General features: G+C 57.8%; 19 protein-coding genes. 6 read left to right on the top strand and 13 right to left on the bottom strand.

Annotation, left to right across the window (positions count from 1 at the left end):
• Positions 1-122: 122 nt before the first annotated feature.
• The 9 genes from ACR0J7_RS14320 to ACR0J7_RS14280 form a co-directional block, all read right to left on the bottom strand.
• On the bottom strand, positions 123-2,576 hold the full coding sequence (locus ACR0J7_RS14320) for a GcvT family protein (RefSeq protein WP_480914675.1): 2,454 nt from the start codon (positions 2,574-2,576) through the stop codon (positions 123-125).
• Between the two features lie 89 nt (positions 2,577-2,665).
• The gene (locus ACR0J7_RS14315) at positions 2,666-3,640 is read right to left on the bottom strand and encodes a GlxA family transcriptional regulator (RefSeq protein ID WP_480488631.1); all 975 of its coding nucleotides are present in this window, start codon (positions 3,638-3,640) and stop codon (positions 2,666-2,668) included.
• A 10-nt stretch (positions 3,641-3,650) separates the two neighbouring features.
• Positions 3,651-4,544: a homocysteine S-methyltransferase family protein gene (locus ACR0J7_RS14310; RefSeq protein WP_480914672.1), complete on the bottom strand. Its 894-nt coding sequence runs from the start codon at positions 4,542-4,544 to the stop codon at positions 3,651-3,653.
• An 11-nt stretch (positions 4,545-4,555) separates the two neighbouring features.
• Complete coding sequence (locus tag ACR0J7_RS14305) at positions 4,556-5,590, bottom strand: alcohol dehydrogenase family protein (protein ID WP_480774083.1); 1,035 nt, start codon at positions 5,588-5,590, stop codon at positions 4,556-4,558.
• Positions 5,591-5,604: 14 nt separating this feature from the next.
• On the bottom strand, positions 5,605-8,058 hold the full coding sequence (locus ACR0J7_RS14300) for a GcvT family protein (protein ID WP_480914670.1): 2,454 nt from the start codon (positions 8,056-8,058) through the stop codon (positions 5,605-5,607).
• Positions 8,059-8,074: 16 nt separating this feature from the next.
• Positions 8,075-8,455, bottom strand: coding sequence for a GFA family protein (locus ACR0J7_RS14295; protein ID WP_480484095.1), 381 nt, complete (start codon positions 8,453-8,455; stop codon positions 8,075-8,077).
• A 4-nt stretch (positions 8,456-8,459) separates the two neighbouring features.
• A complete protein-coding gene (locus ACR0J7_RS14290) occupies positions 8,460-9,083 on the bottom strand; it encodes a LysE family translocator (RefSeq protein ID WP_480484096.1) in 624 nt (207 codons plus the stop codon).
• Entirely contained in the window at positions 9,083-9,652 is a 570-nt protein-coding gene (locus ACR0J7_RS14285) for a helix-turn-helix domain-containing protein (protein WP_267365885.1), read from the bottom strand. Before ACR0J7_RS14285 ends, ACR0J7_RS14290 begins: the two co-directional genes overlap by 1 nt.
• A gap of 126 nt (positions 9,653-9,778) precedes the next feature.
• Entirely contained in the window at positions 9,779-10,153 is a 375-nt protein-coding gene (locus ACR0J7_RS14280) for a GNAT family N-acetyltransferase (RefSeq protein WP_480492739.1), read from the bottom strand.
• A gap of 12 nt (positions 10,154-10,165) precedes the next feature.
• On the opposite strand from ACR0J7_RS14280, the gene ACR0J7_RS14275 reads away from it, so the two are divergent.
• Complete coding sequence (locus ACR0J7_RS14275; protein ID WP_480492740.1) at positions 10,166-10,303, top strand: hypothetical protein; 138 nt, start codon at positions 10,166-10,168, stop codon at positions 10,301-10,303.
• Between the two features lie 94 nt (positions 10,304-10,397).
• Here ACR0J7_RS14275 and ACR0J7_RS14270 read toward each other — a convergent pair whose 3' ends face one another.
• Positions 10,398-10,853 (bottom strand): GAF domain-containing protein, encoded by a 456-nt coding sequence (locus ACR0J7_RS14270; RefSeq protein WP_480488625.1) that lies wholly within the window; start codon positions 10,851-10,853, stop codon positions 10,398-10,400.
• A 73-nt stretch (positions 10,854-10,926) separates the two neighbouring features.
• Positions 10,927-12,099 (bottom strand): thiolase family protein, encoded by a 1,173-nt coding sequence (locus ACR0J7_RS14265; RefSeq protein ID WP_480900444.1) that lies wholly within the window; start codon positions 12,097-12,099, stop codon positions 10,927-10,929.
• Between the two features lie 101 nt (positions 12,100-12,200).
• On the opposite strand from ACR0J7_RS14265, the gene ACR0J7_RS14260 reads away from it, so the two are divergent.
• The 3 genes from ACR0J7_RS14260 to ACR0J7_RS14250 all read left to right on the top strand — a co-directional run bounded on the left by ACR0J7_RS14260 (position 12,201) and on the right by ACR0J7_RS14250 (position 14,807).
• On the top strand, positions 12,201-12,539 hold the full coding sequence (locus ACR0J7_RS14260; protein WP_480484099.1) for an STAS domain-containing protein: 339 nt from the start codon (positions 12,201-12,203) through the stop codon (positions 12,537-12,539).
• A 21-nt stretch (positions 12,540-12,560) separates the two neighbouring features.
• Positions 12,561-13,010, top strand: coding sequence for an ATP-binding protein (locus tag ACR0J7_RS14255; RefSeq protein ID WP_267365664.1), 450 nt, complete (start codon positions 12,561-12,563; stop codon positions 13,008-13,010).
• A 219-nt stretch (positions 13,011-13,229) separates the two neighbouring features.
• Complete coding sequence (locus ACR0J7_RS14250; RefSeq protein ID WP_480900446.1) at positions 13,230-14,807, top strand: gamma-glutamyltransferase family protein; 1,578 nt, start codon at positions 13,230-13,232, stop codon at positions 14,805-14,807.
• A 35-nt stretch (positions 14,808-14,842) separates the two neighbouring features.
• On the opposite strand, the gene hspQ is transcribed toward ACR0J7_RS14250, so the two are convergent.
• The gene (gene hspQ, locus ACR0J7_RS14245; protein ID WP_209504966.1) at positions 14,843-15,169 is read right to left on the bottom strand and encodes a heat shock protein HspQ; all 327 of its coding nucleotides are present in this window, start codon (positions 15,167-15,169) and stop codon (positions 14,843-14,845) included.
• Between the two features lie 80 nt (positions 15,170-15,249).
• Here hspQ and ACR0J7_RS14240 point away from each other — a divergent pair, with 80 nt between their 5' ends.
• Both ACR0J7_RS14240 and ACR0J7_RS14235 read left to right on the top strand, forming a co-directional pair.
• Complete coding sequence (locus tag ACR0J7_RS14240; protein ID WP_480506411.1) at positions 15,250-16,131, top strand: AEC family transporter; 882 nt, start codon at positions 15,250-15,252, stop codon at positions 16,129-16,131.
• 61 nt (positions 16,132-16,192) lie between these two features.
• Complete coding sequence (locus ACR0J7_RS14235; RefSeq protein WP_209504968.1) at positions 16,193-16,774, top strand: transglycosylase SLT domain-containing protein; 582 nt, start codon at positions 16,193-16,195, stop codon at positions 16,772-16,774.
• Between the two features lie 15 nt (positions 16,775-16,789).
• On the opposite strand, the gene ACR0J7_RS14230 is transcribed toward ACR0J7_RS14235, so the two are convergent.
• Positions 16,790-17,386 (bottom strand): LolA family protein, encoded by a 597-nt coding sequence (locus tag ACR0J7_RS14230; RefSeq protein ID WP_209504969.1) that lies wholly within the window; start codon positions 17,384-17,386, stop codon positions 16,790-16,792.
• Positions 17,387-17,413 lie beyond the last annotated feature (27 nt).

The raw sequence follows: 17,413 nt of genomic DNA, 5'->3' as shown, positions 1-17,413 counted from the left end.
GCCTCGCGCTCCGGGATATTTAGAGCCAGGTGAAGCAAGGGATCCGCACTTCATCTGGCCCAAAATATCCCGGGGGAGTCGCCCGGCACGGGCGGCGGGGGCAGCGCCCCCTCCCCTGTCTGTCAGACCTTCACCCGTTCGGATTTCGGGTCATACATCGGTTTAAGCGATGCTTCGGCTTTGACCTTCACGCCGCAAACATCGATCTCATAGGTTGAACCCAGAACGTCTGCGGCCTTTTCACCTTCGCACGGGACATAGCCCATTCCGATGGCACCACCGAGGCTATGACCGTAATTGCCGGAACTCAGGTAGCCGACATATTCGCCATCACGCACGATCGGCTCGTTGTGGAACAACAGCGGTTCAGGGTCGGTCAGACGGAACTGTACCAGACGGCTTTTCGGGCCGCTTTCTTTTCGTGCAATCACCGCCTCACGCCCGATGAAATCACAGCCTTTGTCCACCTTGACGGCAAAGCCAAGACCAGCATCAACCACGTGATCCTCACAGGTGATATCGTGGCCGAAGTGCCGGAAACCCTTTTCGATCCGGCAGCTGTCCATCATGTGCATACCACACAGCTTCAGCCCCATGTCCTGACCAGCCTCATGCAGGGTCTCAAAGACGTGGCCCGCCATGTCTGAGGAAATATAGATTTCCCACCCAAGCTCACCCACATAGGTCACGCGATGTGCACGGGCCAGGCCCATTCCGATCTCGATCTGCTGGGCAGTACCAAAGGGGTTGGTCGCGTTTGTGAAATCGTTGGGCGAGACCTTTTCCAGCAGAGCCCGGGCGTTTGGCCCCATGACAGCGAGAACGCCTTCACCCGCTGTGACATCTGTAATGACCACACTGAAATCGCCGACATGGCGCATCATCCATGTCTGATCCGCCAAGCGTGTTGCTGCGGGGGTCACGACCAGATAGGCGGTTTCGGTCAGGCGGGTCACGGTGACGTCTGCTTCGATCCCGCCTGTGCGGTTCAAAAACTGCGTATAAACGATCTTGCCGATAGGGACCGAGTAGTCACCCCCGCCGATGTAGTTCATGAACTTTTCGGCATCAGGGCCTTCCACGCGAATCTTGCCGAAGGAAGACATGTCATACATGCCCACATTCTCGCGCACGGCTCTGTGCTCGGCTGCGGAATTCTCGAACCAGTTCTGGCGCTTCCAGCTGTACTGGTATTCGCGCTCCTGCCCTTCATTCGCGTACCAATTGGCCCGTTCCCAACCAGCGATTTCACCAAAAACGGCGCCCTGTTCTTTCAGGTGATGGTGGAACGGGGTTCGGCGCACACCGCGTGCCGTAGCTTTTTGGCGATAGGGGTAGTGGTCGGCGTAGAGCAGCCCCAACGTTTCTTTTGAGCGTTCATAAAGGTATTTCTTATTGCCCTGAAACGGCTGCATCCGTCCGATATCAACATCGCCCAGATCAAAGGGCTTTTCACCGGTATCCATCCACTCGGCCAGGGACATGCCCGCGCCACCGGCGGACTGGATACCGATCGAGTTGAACCCGGCCGCGACCCAGACATTGTCCATCTCAGGCGCCAGACCCAGGTGATAGGCGTCGTCGGGAGTAAAGGATTCGGGGCCGTTGAAGAAGGTGTGAATACCCGCCTCGGACAGCATAGGCATCCGGTTGCAGGCCGCTTCGAGGATCGGCTCGAAGTGGTCGAAATCTTCGGGCAATTGGTCGAACTCGAAGCTGTCGGGAATACCGTTCATCGCCCAAGGTTTGGCATTGGGCTCGAATGCGCCCAGCATCATTTTGCCTGCATCTTCCTTGTAGTAGGCGCATTCATCTGGCACCCGCAGAACCGGCATCTGGCTCAACCCTTCAATGGGTTCAGAGACGATGTAGAAATGTTCGCAGGCATGCAGCGGCACATTCACGCCAGCCATCTTGCCTACCTCGTGTCCCCACATTCCCGCGCAGTTAACAACCATATCGCAGGCGATATGCCCTTGGGCTTGCCCATCATCACTGACCCAGTCGACACCGGTTGCACGCCGTCCGCGCCGGGAAATCCCGGTCACCTTCACCCGTTCCTTGATCACCCCACCGCGTTGACGCGCACCCTTGGCCAACGCCAAGGCAATATTAGCAGGATCCGCCTGGCCATCGGTTGGCAACCAGACGCCACCTGCCACGCCGTCGAGGTTGATGTGCTCATATCGCTCTTTGACTTCGGTCGGAGAAAGCTCTTCGACCGGCACGCCAAAGGCGCGGGCCATTGCCGCATTTCGGTGAAGCTCCTCCAACCGCTCACTGGTCAGGGCGACCGAAACGGACCCGACCTGACGCAGGCCGGTGGCGACACCGGTCTCTTCCTCAAGGCCCAGATAGAGCTCTGCGGAATAGCGCGCCAGTTTGGTCATGTTGGAAGACGCACGCAGTTGCCCGATCAGGCCCGCCGCGTGCCAGGTGGTGCCGCTGGTCAGTTGCTTGCGCTCAAGCAGAACAACATCGGTCCAGCCCTTCTTGGTCAGATGATACGCGACCGAACATCCGATGACGCCGCCACCGATGATGACCACTCGGGCCTTGCTGGGAAGATCAACCATCCTGAAATCTCCGCTGTGTCAGGTTTGGCGTAAACTGCCACGGAAGATCGACAATAAATGCACCAAAAACGTCACAAGATCCGCATTTTTCACCGATGTGTCGCGGCCCGCTTTTCCCGCCGAACGACAAAGGGAGTGACTCCGAAGAAGCTTTTGTAAACAGAGGAAAACCCGTTCGGAAAACCGCAGGCCAACCCGATTTCGCGAACGCTCATAGTGGTGTTCAAAAGCAGGTTATTGGCCTTGGCCAGCCGCATTTCGCGATAGAATCCGTTGGGTGTGGTGCCAAAGAAGGTTTTGAACTTACGCTCAAGCGAGCGGTTCGACAGTTGCAGCGAATCGACGATCTGATTGATCGGCAGAGGGTCTTCGATATTGGCCTGCATGAGCTTGATGCACTGATCCAGCTTCACATCTCCGGTCGCCGTCAACTTTACCCCCGAGAAAGGCTGCATCGAGGCGAAATCCCGGATGTTTTCATGTAACATGATGTCCGCCACGGTCATCTTTGCAGGCCCTGAGATATGGCGACCGATTACTGCCAGCGCGACGTCTGTTGTCGCCTCCATTCCGGCACAGGTCACAACTGCGCCCTGTTCGGTTGCAATCGACAGTTTGGCTTCAAACCGGGCCCCGCGTTCCCGCAGGAACGAGGCGTTTTCCCAGTGAGTTGCCAAGTCATCTGAACCCTGTTCGTCGATATACCGGCTGGCCGCTTCCGCCAGCAGAAACACCTTGGCATCGCGGAAAGTATAGTCCGACACCACCCGCCCCAAAGACAAGTCCGGGTGATCCGGGTCAGAATTGCCGATCACGAAAAGATAATTCGCCTTGGGCTGGTTCTGCACGGGTTCCGTTTGCACCACCGCGTCGCTGCTGCTGGAGATCGGGCCACCTCTGAGCGACCGATAGGCAAAAGTGAACGGCGGCTTCGGACACACACGATTTGCCAGCCTGAGAACCTCGACCAATGAGGCCAGTTCAAGCAGCACAAATCCGGGTGCGACCAGAATATCGAAATGTTGCTGTATCGCCTGCGGTGATTCAGAAGCAACTTTCCTCATCGCTGTCACCTTAGACGATCTCGTGCCCGGCAGCACGCAACCGCTTGGCCAGCGCTTCGATGTGGTCCGGGCCAATTTCGCAGCACCCGCCGACAATCGTAGCCCCCTGACCGACCCAACGCATGACGTGATCCGCATAGGCATCGGGACCAAGATCATGGCGTTGATCCAACGCATCCACTGTCGGCGCGTCCTTTAGAAACTCATCCGAAATATGTGTAAAGCCGTTGGCGTAAGCGCCATAGGGCTTGTTCATGCCGGACAGGATACCCAGAGCAGCCGGGATCGCTTCGGGGCGCGAACAATTGATCAGCAGCGCGTCAGGCGAAAACTCTTCAACCAATGGCGCGACATCCCTGAGCTGTTCGCCAGACCTGAGGCGACTGCCATCGTCGTCATTGACCGTGAATGACAGCCAGACTGGTTTGCCACATCCGGTCGTTCCACGCAGCGCGCCCTCGGCCTCCTGCACCGAAGATACTGTCTCGATCAGAAACAGATCGACGCGTGCAGCCATCAAGGCCACAAGTTCAGCGAATTTTTCCGCCGCATCTGCCGGGTCGGGATTCAGGTCGGGTCGGTAAGAAGCCAGAAGCGGCCCCAGAGACCCGGCAATCCGCCCCCCGGTCGAAGTACAGGCACGTTCGGCCTGCGTCAGGGCAGTGTCGATAAGGGCGGGCATCTGGTCCTCCATCCCCACCCGCACCAGGCGTGAGCGGTGGACTGCATAAGTATTGGTGGTGGCAATCGTGGCACCACAACGGAAATAGTCGCCATGCACCGCGCTGACCAGATCAGGGTGGTCGATCATCACACGCGTGGACCATAGCGGCGTCGCCCGATCTCCGCTGCGTTTGACCAGTTCCTGTCCGATTGAACCGTCCAACAGAGTGATCTTTGTCATGTCCTTGCTCCTTAAGGCAGCAGCACGAGTTTACCCGGAAGGGTCTTTGCCTGAAAATCAGCCTGTGCGCGGGCGATATCCTTCAACGGGTAGGTTCGGGAAACCAGTGGTTTGATCCGTCCGGTATTCATCAACTCCACAAGGCGGCAAAAGACTTCGGGCGCCTGATGCGTGCAGCCGTGGATGGTGATATCGCGCAAATAGATGTCTCGCAGATCAGCCTCGACAATCGGGCCGGCAATTGCCCCCGAAACGGCGTAGTGCCCGCCGGGTTTCAGGGCAAGGATCAGCGATGCCCATGCGGGCCCGCCCACCACATCTATAACCGCGTCGAACATATCCTGCGGCGGCAGCTCATCCCGGCCAAATGTGCCCAACGCGCCTTGGGATTTGACGACCTCTGCCTTCGCTGCCGCCGTCACACCCCAAACCGACGCTCCGCGCAGCGCAGCAAGCTGCACCGCCGCCAGACCAACGCCGCCTGACGCGCCGGTGATCAGAACCTTTTGCCCTGCCGTCACGCCCGCGCGCGTCAGCAGGTTTTCGGCAGTACCAAAGGCACATGGAATGGCCGCAATTTCCACGTCTGACAGGGGCGATGCACTTACGTCATAAAGGTCATTTGCTTCAACCAGACAGTATTGGGCAAAAGCGCCATCAATCTCAGACCCGAGCGCAATAAAGCCCTGAGGGCTGCCGGGGCGCGGACGCGGCAGGTTGATCGGGCAAGTCACGCGCTGGCCCTTTTTGAACCCCGAGTTTGGCCCAACCTTTTCAACGATCCCGCACAGATCGCCCCCCTGAATGCGGGGAAAGTTCAGTGCGCCACCCCATCCGCCGGCTTCAATATCCTGATCGACGGCATCCGTCGCACCGGTGACATCCGATGAATACCAGCCGACCCGCGTGTTGATGTCCGTGTTATTCACGCCTGCTGCAGCGACCCGAACAAGCACCTGCCCCGGCCCAGGGGCCGGGACAGGGATATCGTCGCGCCATTCCAGCGCCTCTGGCCCGCCATGGCCGGTCAGATAGACGCCAGACATGGTCGCCGGAAGCGTCACGCGCGCAACCGCTCGTTCTCGGGGTCCCAGAGCGGCTGGTCCAGCTCTACCACGGCGCGGCATTTCTGGCCGTAGATTTCGACCTCAAGCTCAGTTCCCGGATTGGCAAGCTCGGCCCGGATCATGCCCAGCGCGATGGATTTACCAACACGGTAGCCCCATGCGCCGGATGTGGTTTCGCCCACGATCTCATCGCCATGCCAGATGCAGGACATATACGGCGCGTCACAATCGCCCGCATCAACGGTCAGGGTGACGAAGGACTTTTTCACGCCTTGCTGCTTTTCGTTCAGGATTGCAGCCTTGCCCGGGAAGTCCTGCGGTTTGTCCAGCTTGACGAAACGCTCCAACCCGCCTTCAAGCAGGGAATAGTCGGTCGACAGATCGCCCTTCCAGGCGCGGTACCCCTTTTCGATCCGCAGCGAGTTCAGCGCATACATCCCGAACGGCTTGGCACCGGCATCGATGATCGCGTCGTAGATCGCAGGCATATCCGCATTTTCAGCGTGAACTTCCCAGCCCAGCTCACCAGCGAATGAGACACGCAGCAGAGCGACCCATCCGCCTTTGATTTCGCTTTCCTGAAAGCTGAGCCACGGCAAGGTCAGATCGGCCTCGGTAACTTTGCTGAGAATGTCCCGAGATCGAGGCCCGGTAACGATCAGCGTGCTCATCCGCGTTGTCCAGTCTTCCAGCGTGAACTCGGCATCGGCAGGTATGTGACGCTCAAGCCATTCACGGTCATGCCATTGCGCGGTCGCTGCAGTGACCAGAACGAACAGGTCTTCGGCCTCGCGCGTGACCGACATTTCGGTCAGGATACGCCCGCGGTCATCTGCGAAGTAAACCAGCCCAACCCGACCAATCTTGGGCAATGCCCCGGCAACCAGACCGCGCAGCCATTCATCAGCACCCGGCCCCTGTATTTTGAACCGCGAGAAGCCCGGCAGGTCCAACACGCCACAATGATCGCGCACGGCCTCACATTCTTCCTTGATCCGCTGTTCCCACGGACCGGACCGTCCCCAGGTGTGGGTCGCGTCGAGCGAGGTGTCATCACCGGGCTGTGCAAACCAGTTGGCGCGTTCCCAGCCGTTATAGGCCCCCATGACACCGCCGTGCGCGATCACCTTGTCATGCACGGGCGACAGCTTCTTGTTTCGTGCGGCAGGCCATTCATGGTGCGGGAAGTGCATGGCATATTCGTTGCCATAAACTTCCATGCCTTTCTGGTTGCAATAATCCTGATCGGTGTAATCGGTATAGCGGCGCGGATCGACGGCCCACATATCCCATTCGGTCGCGCCATCAACGACCCACTCGGCCAGAACCTTGCCTGCGCCACCGCCCTGCGCGATGCCGAAGGTGAAAGTATGCGCCTCGAACGCGTTTTTCACACCCGGCATCGGGCCGATCAGCGGCAGCCCGTCCGGCGCATAAGGGATCGGCCCGTTGATGACGCGTCCAACGCCCGAGGTTGCCATCAGCGGCACCCGCTCCATCGCATCGGTGACGATATCTTCGATGCGGTCCAGATCGTCATTCCACAGCTGAAAGCTGAAATCATCCGGCATCGGATCGTCTTCGGTCATCCAGTGGCCCTTGCAGTTGGGCTCGTAAGGACCAAGGTTGAAGCCGTTCTTTTCCTGCCGCAGGTAGTAAGAGACATCCACATCACGCAGCAGCGGCAGCTTGGCACCGCTTTGCTTGGTCCATGCTTCGATCTCGGGGATTTCATCGGTCAGCAGGTACTGGTGACTCATGACCATTGCCGGAACGGTGCGGCCACCGAAGGGCTTGAACCATTCACCCACACGCTGCGCATAATACCCGGCTGCGTTCACAACATAGTCACAGGCTATATCGCCTTTGTCCGTGTGCACGGTCCAGGTGCCGTCGCCATGCTGCGTCACGCCAGTCGCCGGGCAGAAACGGATGATCTTCTGCCCCATATCGCGTGCGCCCTTGGCCAGCGCCTGGGTCAGCTGCGCCGGATCGATATCACCATCCGTCGGGTCGTAGAGAACACCTTCAAGATCGTGCGTTTCCAGGAAGGGATAGCGCTCTTTCGCCTCTTCCGGGGTCCACATTTCCATCGGGATACCCTGATAGCGGCCCATCGCCATGGCGCGCTCGAACTCCTGCACACGTTCTTTCGAATGCGCCAGTCGGATCGAACCGGTCTGGTGGTAGTTCATCGGGTAATCGACTTCCTCGCCCAGACGCGCATACAGCTCGGTCGAATAGCGCTGCATGTTCATGATCGCCCATGAGGTCGAAAAGGTCGGAACGTTCCCTGCCGCATGCCAGGTCGACCCGGCAGTCAGTTCGTTCTTTTCCAGCAGAACACAATCGGTCCAGCCTTTCTTGGCAAGGTGATACAGCGAGGAAGCCCCCACCACACCGCCACCGATTATGACCACGCGGGCTTTTGTTGGAAAATCACTCATGCGTTTTTGATCCTTGTTACTGTGCCTCTTGAGGCAGATCGTCCGTGATGTCGTAGTAGTCGCCCTTGTCAGCCACAAAGATGTGCTTCGAGAGCGAAAGACCTGTGGGTGCGTCCAGCGCGCCCATGGAAATCGAAATCGTGTCTTCCTGGTTGTGATGCCAGAAGAGGAACGAGCCACATTTGCTGCAAAATCCGCGCCGGGCGATGTCAGACGCGCAATACCAGCTGAGTGTGTCACTGGCCGAGAAACTCAGGTTGTCCTTATGGGTCGAAGTCGAAGCCCAGACATGGCCCGACTGTCTGCGGCACTGTCCGCAATGGCAGACCGACGGCGGCGACAGGTCTCCGTCGATCGTGAACGCGACCGAGCCGCAAAGGCAGGATCCCTTATGCATCTGACTACCCCTTTGTTGCGGGTGTGGTGCTGGTTCCCAACAACACACCGTAGATGACAAAACAGGCCGCCGTGATCCGGCGCACCCAGATATTGAACACCGCGCCCAACGCTGCCTTGCCCATCAAGGCACCCAGCGCCGTAAAGCCGGTGTAGCTGAGTGTGGTGATGACCAGCGCGGTCGGCATGATAACCCCCATCTGCTGCCAGATCGGAACCTCGGGCTGAACGAACTGCGAAAACGCGGCCAGGTATCCGGCGACGCTTTTGGGATTGATCGTGGCCACCGCAAGCGCGTGCAGATAGACATGTCGCGCCGGACGCTCGGAGGCTGGTGCGGGTCTTGTCGCATTCATCCAGCCGCGAATCCCCAACCAGATTAAAAATCCCGCGCCAATCAACTTGGCGACAAAGAACCCGGTCGGCGATGCAGCGATCAGGGCGGTCACACCCAGCGCAGACAGGATCAGAAAGGCGCTGGCCTGCGTGAGAATAGCCAATACGCCTAGCATTGCCCTTGGAAACGGAAGGCTCATCCCGTTCGAGATGCAATTGACCGCGTTCGGACCCGGGGTGGTCACGAAAACCACCCAGAACAACGCGAATATGGTCCAGGCCTCGAACGACATCAATAAACCGGCGGGGCGATAACCCAGATGGCTACAGCGGGCTCATCATAAGGGTTGGCCCATTGATAGGGTTCATGTCGGAATCGAAAGCTGTCACCCGGCCCAACCGTGAACGCGCGTCCCCCGATTGTCAGGTCCAGCTTGCCCGAGATCATGTATCCGACTTCCTGTGTCGGGCGATTGGCCGGTGTCTGCATCTGCGAGTTGGGTTTGAAGGTGGAATGCACCATTTCAAAATCATCGGTCAGATCCGGCGAGAGCAGCTCTTCGATCAACCCTTCCTCGCCCGACCCCATGGGGCGGCGCGAGCCGGCACGCACGACATATCCCTGCTCGTCCGCCGGTGCCGCCGAATGCGCAAACAACATCGACATGGGGACGCCAAGGCATTCGGCGATCTGCCTCAGGTCCGAGATCGACGGCTCGGACATGTCACGCTCAACCTGGCTGAGCCAGCCCACAGACCTGTCCAACCGGATCGCGATATCACTCAGCGTCAATCCTCGCGCCTTGCGCAGCGCGCGGATATCAGCACCGAGTGTCGCACTTTGCGGGGCCTGACTGTTCAAGGATAGCTCCAACGCTCGTGAAAATTTCACCTCTTTTTTCACGATGACTCGATTCCATGAAATTTCCAAGCATTTTTTCACGTGGATCCATATTCCGGATTGGCTATGCCCTGACGGCTCGGTCACTCAGCTAATATGGTAAACATAAATATCGGCGGTGTCCGAGGCGCGCTCCGGCCAAAGCGTAAAGCCTGTTTTTTCCAGAACGCGGGCTGAACCTGGATTGTCACGCCCGACCCCGGCAATGAGACGCACGGCAGGCCCAGGCGTCAATGCGTCCTGCAAGCCTTGCAGCAACTCGGGGGCGTAACCATTCCCCCAAGCGGTTTGAGCAATCAAATAGCCGATGTGAAGGCTTGGAATTGCCTCGGTGTCAGAACTCATGGCCAACACCATGAGGCCGATCAGGTGGTTACCGCGGCTTTGGCGCGCAAGCAGAATATCGCTTTCAGCACGTCTTTCATCAATCCAGTTCGAAATCTCCCGGCCCTGCAACTGCATCGGGGGCGGCAGGTGTTTCAGGACCTCAGGGGTCAGAAGCGTGACAAGATCATCTTCAAGCCGAACCCGCAATCGCGGATCGGCGAGTTCAACCTTCCAGTTGCGAACCGAGAGGCGCGGAGTTCGGAAATGGCCTGGGACCATGGTTAATCCAATACGGTTCGGGCTTTCCTGTTTTATCAAACCCCGAGCGAAATCGAAAAGAGGAAACCGGTAGACGCACCTTGTACAGACCGAAAATCAATCAGGCTTGCGCGAAGGTCTTTGACAGGATCGCGGACAGGTTATCCGCGTCTTCGGTTGAGAACGCGTCGGGTTGATTGCTGTCGATGTCGAAAACTGCAATCAGCTCGCCCGATGCGTTCCGGACCGGCAGAACCAGTTCGGATCGGGTGGACGAGGCGCAGGCGATGTGACCCGGAAACGCGTCCACGTCGGGCACCAGTTGCACTTCGCCGGTGCGCGCTGCCGCCCCGCAGACGCCGCGTTCGAACGGGATGACGAGGCAGCCATGGCCACCTTGATACGGGCCAATTTTAAGCAAGCCCGGTTCTGTCACCCGGTAAAACCCGGTCCAGTCGAAACGATCGTCGGAATGGTGGACCTCGCAAGCAACGGTAGCCATCAGGGCAACCTGATCGTTTTCGCCTTCGGTCAATGCTGCAATTGTACTAGCCAGCGCGCTGTAATCGACGGTCATAGGTTCCAAACCCCTTGGAAAACTCGGGGGCGCCGCCCCCTAACCCCCGGAGTATTTCGAAAAAGATGAAGGGTCAAATGCGTTCGATCGCGATAGCTGTTCCTTCACCGCCGCCGATACAGATTGCAGCAACCCCCCGCTTGAGATTTCGTTTCTCGAGCGCGTTCAACAAAGTGACCAGAATACGGGCGCCAGATGCGCCAATAGGATGGCCCAAGGCGCAGGCCCCGCCATTTACGTTTACCCTGTCGCGCGGCAATCCCATTTCGTGCATGAAAGCCATCGGCACAACTGCGAAGGCTTCGTTGACCTCCCACAGGTCGACATCATCCTTGTTCCAACCGATGCGGGACAGAAGCTTTTGCGCCGCCGGAACCGGTGCAGTCGTGAAAAGTCCGGGCGCTTGAGCATGGCTGGCATGTCCCAAAATCCGGGCCCGAACTGTCAGTCCTTGCGCTTCTGCCGCCTCAGCCGATGCCAGAACAAGCGCCGCCGCGCCGTCGGATATTGACGAGGAATTGGCGGCGGTCACTGTCCCGTCCTTGCGGAAAGCCGGTTTCAGTGTCGGAATTTTCTCGGGACGGGCGGATTTGGGTTGCTCATCAGCGACCTGTACGACCTCACCCTTACGCGTGCGCACTGTGACGGGGACGATCTCGCCCTCGAAAGCACCGCTTTCTTGCGCGGAAAGTGCGTTGGACAAGGATTTCAAGGCATATTCATCCTGCGCTTCGCGGGTGAACTGATACGCCTCGGCGCAGTCTTCGGCAAAGGTTCCCATCAGGCGGCCCTTGTCATAGGCGTCTTCCAGCCCGTCAAGGAACATGTGGTCGATCACCTGACCATGACCGATGCGCGCACCGCCCCGCATTTTCGGCAGCAGGTAGGGCGCGTTGGTCATGCTCTCCATCCCTCCGGCGACCATTGTGTCCGCAAGACCCAATGCGATCTGGTCGAAGGCCATCATCGCCGCCTTCATCCCGGAACCACACATCTTGTTCAGCGTGGTGGCAGGAACCTCCTCGCCTAAACCCGCCGCGAAACCCGCCTGGCGCGCCGGTGCCTGCCCCTGACCTGCGGGCAGGACACATCCCATCAACACCTCGTCAACCGTCTGCGCCCCTGCCTGCTTTAACGCGGCACGAATCGCTGCGCCGCCAAGCTCGGATGCTGCGACACCGTCGAACATGCCCTGAAAACCACCCATTGGTGTTCTGGCAGCACCTGCAATAACAACATCTCTCATCCGGATAATCCTCCTGTCGTCCGGCCCTTGAATACCGAATGGTAAGAATTCGCGTCTAGCGTATTTCTACGACTCATTTTCAGATTGGAGGCAGCCGGACCATGGGGCTGACCAGCACATCAGACGGAACGACACAGATTATCACGGTTCACTCTGACCGGATCGACGCTGCGATGGCCATTCAGTTCAAAGAAGACATGCGCGCAGAGACCGAGGCCTGCGCCGATCGGGTTGTCCTGGACCTTTCAGGCGTCGAGTTCATCGATTCAAGCGGACTGGGCGCAATCGTAGCGTCCATGAAACAACTGGGGCTGAACCGAAGGCTTGATCTGGCAGGCCCGCAGCCCGTGGTGGAAAAGGTCTTTCGCCTGACGCGCATGGATACCGTGTTCAGGTTGTTTGCAACACTGGATGACGCCCTGTCGGAACCAGACAGGTGACAACAGCAGGAGTGCGACAACGTGGAGCCCATTTGTAACGCGACCTGCCTGGAATTGAGCTTTCCCGCAACGGAAACAGAAGCCAGTGCGGGGATTGCGAAACTCAGCGCCGGACTGGCGAAACGAGGGTTGCCGCCGCACAAGGCGGACGATGTCAAGATCGCACTGGCAGAAGCAATCAACAACGTTGTGGAACATGCCTATATGGACGTGGCCCCGGCCGGGGTTCAGGTGACATGCCGATTGGACAGAAACCGGCTGGACATTCTGATTTCGGACACGGGCCATCCATTGCCCGGCTACGAACCACCAGACGGAACGCCGGCACCACTGGGAACCCGCATTCAGGATTTGCCCGAAGGCGGGTTCGGCTGGTTCCTGATTCATCAACTGACCAGCGATATCTGTTATGAGCGTCGCGACGGGTGCAATCGGCTATCCCTGCGATTTAACTTTGACAAGAACGGGTAATCAGCCGCAATTGGCCACAATAACGCCATTTTCGAAACATTGTCGCGCCGCAAATCGCCGCCATACAGTGACTCGTAGCTCAGATAGCTTCCCTCGGCGCCAATTATCACAGCCCCCACCCAGTGAACGGCGCCGAGGATCTCCCCCCAAACTTGAATTGACTGGACAACCGGCAATCAGAGAATAGCTTTCCCCTGTTTGAAGGAGAAAGAACCCACCATGCGTGATCTGCACAAACCTGGCCGGTCGGAAGTTTTTGCAACGCGGGGGATGTGCGCAACGTCGCACCCGCTAGCCGCCAAAGTGGCAATCGATATTCTTGAGCGCGGCGGCAACGCCATGGACGCCGCGATAGCAGGTGCGGTTCTGCTTGGCATCTGCGAACCGCAGATGACCGGGTTGGGGGGCGATTGTTTCGTTTTGTTCAGCCGTGCGGGCGAAAACCGGATACGCGCATTGAACGGATCGGGTCGCGCACCGGCCGCCGCGCGGGCGCAGCCCTTGCGGGACAAAGGCCTGTCGTCTGTACCGTTGAGCGGTCCGGATGCGGTGACTGTTCCCGGTGCCGTGGACGCCTTCTGTCACCTTGCAGAAACCGAAGGGCGATTGGGGCTGGACGCGATTCTGGAACCCGCAATCCACTATGCCGAGGCTGGCGTTCCGGTGGCCCCCCGGGTTGCGTTTGACTGGAAAACCGGGGCGGCCACATTACAGGGTGCTGCGCGTGACCATTATCTGATCAAAGGGCAGATACCAGCTATCGGTCAGATCTTTCGCGCCCCCGGTCAGGCTGAGGTCTTGCGCAGGATCGCCAGTCAGGGACGCGACGCATTTTATTCAGGAGACATTGCCGAGGATATGATCCGGGCCCTGTCTGCACGCGGAGGTGTCCACACCGCCGAAGACTTTCACTGCACCAAGTGCACTGAAACGCAGCCCATGCGCGGAGCCTACAAGGGTGTTGATCTGGTCGAACACCCGCCAAACGGCCAAGGCGCGACCGCGATCCTGTTGCTGAACATTCTAAAACAATTCGATCTGGCCAGTATGGATCCATTTGGAGCAGAACGGGTTCATATCGAGGCTGAAGCCACCAAGCTGGCTTATGACGCGCGCAACCGGTTCATTGCGGATCCCGATCATGTCGCACGGGCCGAGCGGTTTCTTGATTTGGATGTTGCGGTCCGGCTGGCTGCATTGATTGACCCAAAAGGCGCAATGCCCGCAGCAGCACCTTTGACGGAAGCCATTCACAGGGACACGGTCTATATCACGGTGGTCGATCGCGACCTTATGGCTGTGTCGCTGATCTATTCGATCTTTCATGGCTTTGGATCAGGGATCGCATCCGAGAAATACGGTATCTTGCTTCAGAACAGGGGCGCGGGGTTCACGCTTCAGCCGGGTCACCCCAATGAACTGGCTGGCGGCAAGCGCCCGATGCACACGATCATACCGGGGATGTTGACCGAGAATGACCGTGTCACGATGCCATTCGGCGTCATGGGCGGTGCTTATCAACCGACCGGGCACGCGCGTTTCGTTTCGAACCTTAGGGACTTTGGGCTGGAGCTACAGGAAAGCATCAACGCGCCGCGTGCCTTTTTCGATGGGAATGTCCTGAAGCTGGAGCGGGGCTATTCCGAAGAGGTAGCGAAACAATTGTCTGAAATTGGACACAATATTGAAATTCCAGAAACGCCGCTTGGAGGAGCGCAAGCGATCCGAATCCGAAAAGACGGTGTTTTGGAAGGTGCCAGCGACCCGCGCAAAGATGGGTGCGCCCTTGGATACTGATCAGCGGCAGTGCAATGCCGACCGGTTCGCCAAACCTAGTTCAGGTGGAAATGCAGAGGGTAAGCACCGTCTTCAAACGGGCCGAACATGTTGGAGATATCCGGGTGCTCGACCGGCTCTCCAGAATAGTCTGCAACCAGATTTTGTTCTGAAACATAAGCAACATAGAAGGATTGGTCGTTCTCTGCCAGCAGGTGGTAGAACGGCTGTTCTTTCCGTGGACGGCTGTCTTCCGGAATGGCCTGGTACCATTCTTCTGTGTTCGAAAATTCCGGGTCCACGTCAAAAATCACCCCTCGAAAAGGGTGTTTCTTGTGACGGACCACCTGGCCCAATCCGTATTTCGCGCGTGTCTTTAACATTGTTTCGGCCCCCACCGCATTTACTAACGGTTTTTGGCCCGAAATGCCAATCATTGATGTGAAATTCAGGGAAACAGTCTGTGAACCTAATACTGACAGTGTTCGAAATCGTGGCCCCGGTTTTTCTCTTGGCGGCCATTGGCTTTACGTGGGTCAAACTGGGGTTCGAATACCGGCTGCAATTTGTGACACGCTTTGCAACGACGCTGGCAATGCCCAGTCTGATCTTTGTTGCACTCATGCAAACCGACATTCCGGGCGGAGATTTGTCGCGTTTCACGTCGGCAACTCTGGTCGCAAATCTTCTGCTGGCTGGGGTGTTCTGGTTGATTGTTCGCGGATTGAAACTGGATCAGCGCACGTACCTGTCACCGCTGATTTTCGGCAATACCGGCAATCTTGGCCTGCCGCTATGTATCTTTGCGTTCGGGCAGATTGGTTTGGGTTACGCGGTCATCTTTCTGTCTGTAACCGCGCTGTTTTCTTTCACCTATGGGATCTACCTAGTCGCCGGAAAAGGCGCATGGGGACAGGTCTTACGCCAGCCGATGGCTTGGGCGACCATTCTGGGTGCGGTGTTTTTGTGGCAGGGGTGGCAAACTCCGACATTTCTAACCAACACGTTAGAGCTTTTGGGGCAAATGGCTGTTCCGCTGATGTTGGTCACGGTCGGTGTGGCAATCGCCCGCCTGACCTCGCGTAGTCTGGGGCAAGCGCTCTGGCTGTCAGTCCTGAAACTTATCGTCTGCTTTGCGTTGGGCTGGGGGATTGGGGTGTTGTTTGATCTGGACACTGTCGCCTTTGGCGTTCTGGTATTGCAAATTTGTACACCGGTCGCTGTGACCTCATACTTGTTGGCAGAACGATTTGAAGCCGATTCCGATGCCGTTGCCGGCATGGTCATGGTGTCCACCGTACTTTCCGTGGCGGCGTTACCCATAATTCTTGCCATTATTTTATAGCGATTGTGATTTCCTCAGAGCTCAATCTGCGCTAGAATAAACAAAAAAAGGCATGAGGCACATGAGCAGAATTCTTATCGTACTCTTCGGGGTGCTGCTTTTGGCATCCTGTGGCGGCGGGTCAAAACAACCGCCCAGCAAACTGAACGACGCGTGCAGCATTGCGCACGAACGACCGGATTTTATCAAGGCTTTCAAAAGCACCGAGCAGAAATGGGGTGTTCCGGTTCACGTTCAGATGGCCACGATTTATCAGGAAAGCCGATATCGCCACGACGCGCGTACCCCGCACCGTTACGTGCTGGGCGTGATCCCGATGGGGCGGCAAAGCAGCGCCTATGGGTTCAGCCAGGCACTGGACGGCACCTGGGATCAATATCAGCGCGAAACCGGCAAGCGCCGGGCCAAGCGGGATCGCATCCGCGATGCCTCGGACTTCATCGGCTGGTATATGAACAAAAGCTATGAGCGCAACGGCATCCACCCCGGCGACACACGCAATCAATACCTGGCCTATCACGAAGGTCACACGGGGTACGCTCGCGGCACCCACAACAGCAAGTCGTGGTTGTTGAGCGTGGCCAATGACGTGGACGCGCGCGCGCAACTGTATCAGGCACAGTTGGCAAACTGCCGGTATTGACCAGCAAAAAGCGGGTCAGCGGTTGACTGACCCGCGTCTTTCCTTGTTCGAGAAAAGACCCTGATCAAGACCATTGCTTTCGGTCAACGCACCCAAAAGAACGGTGGTCTGGCTGCCGGCGTTGTCATGAATCACCCATTTGCGCAGCTCGACTGGATTATCGGTGAACATCAGTTCAATCCGACCTGCCTCAGGGTTCTTGGGGTCTTGCGCGGTGACCACTGTGGCCGTGCCGTCAAAGCTGTGGCCGACAACCATATTGGCCTGATCAAGATTCACGTTGCGTGCCAGCACAATGGATAGAGGCGTGCGCTTCAGCGGGTATTGCTCGGGCGGCTGGTTCGATTTCGGATCGAAGATCTGAACACTGCCCGAGCGTGCCAGCACCACAGCGCTGTTGGGCGGGTCATATTCGAAACGCATCTTGCCAGGGCGCTGCATCCACAGCTGTCCGGTGCTCAACGAGCCATCATCATTCACCTGCGTGAACGTTGTCTGAACCGTTTTCAATCCGTTCAGATAATTGGAAATCTGTGAAAGCGGCAGTTTTTCCGCCGCCCATGCGGCGGGTGCGGCCAGTGTCAAAGCAAGGGCAAAAGCAATCTGTTTCATGCTGTACAGATAGGCTGTCTGCCCTTG

The organism is Ruegeria sp. O4, assembly GCF_056535125.1.
The sequence above is the reverse complement of the archived record's forward strand: the minus strand, read 5'-3'. Positions and strand labels throughout refer to the sequence as shown.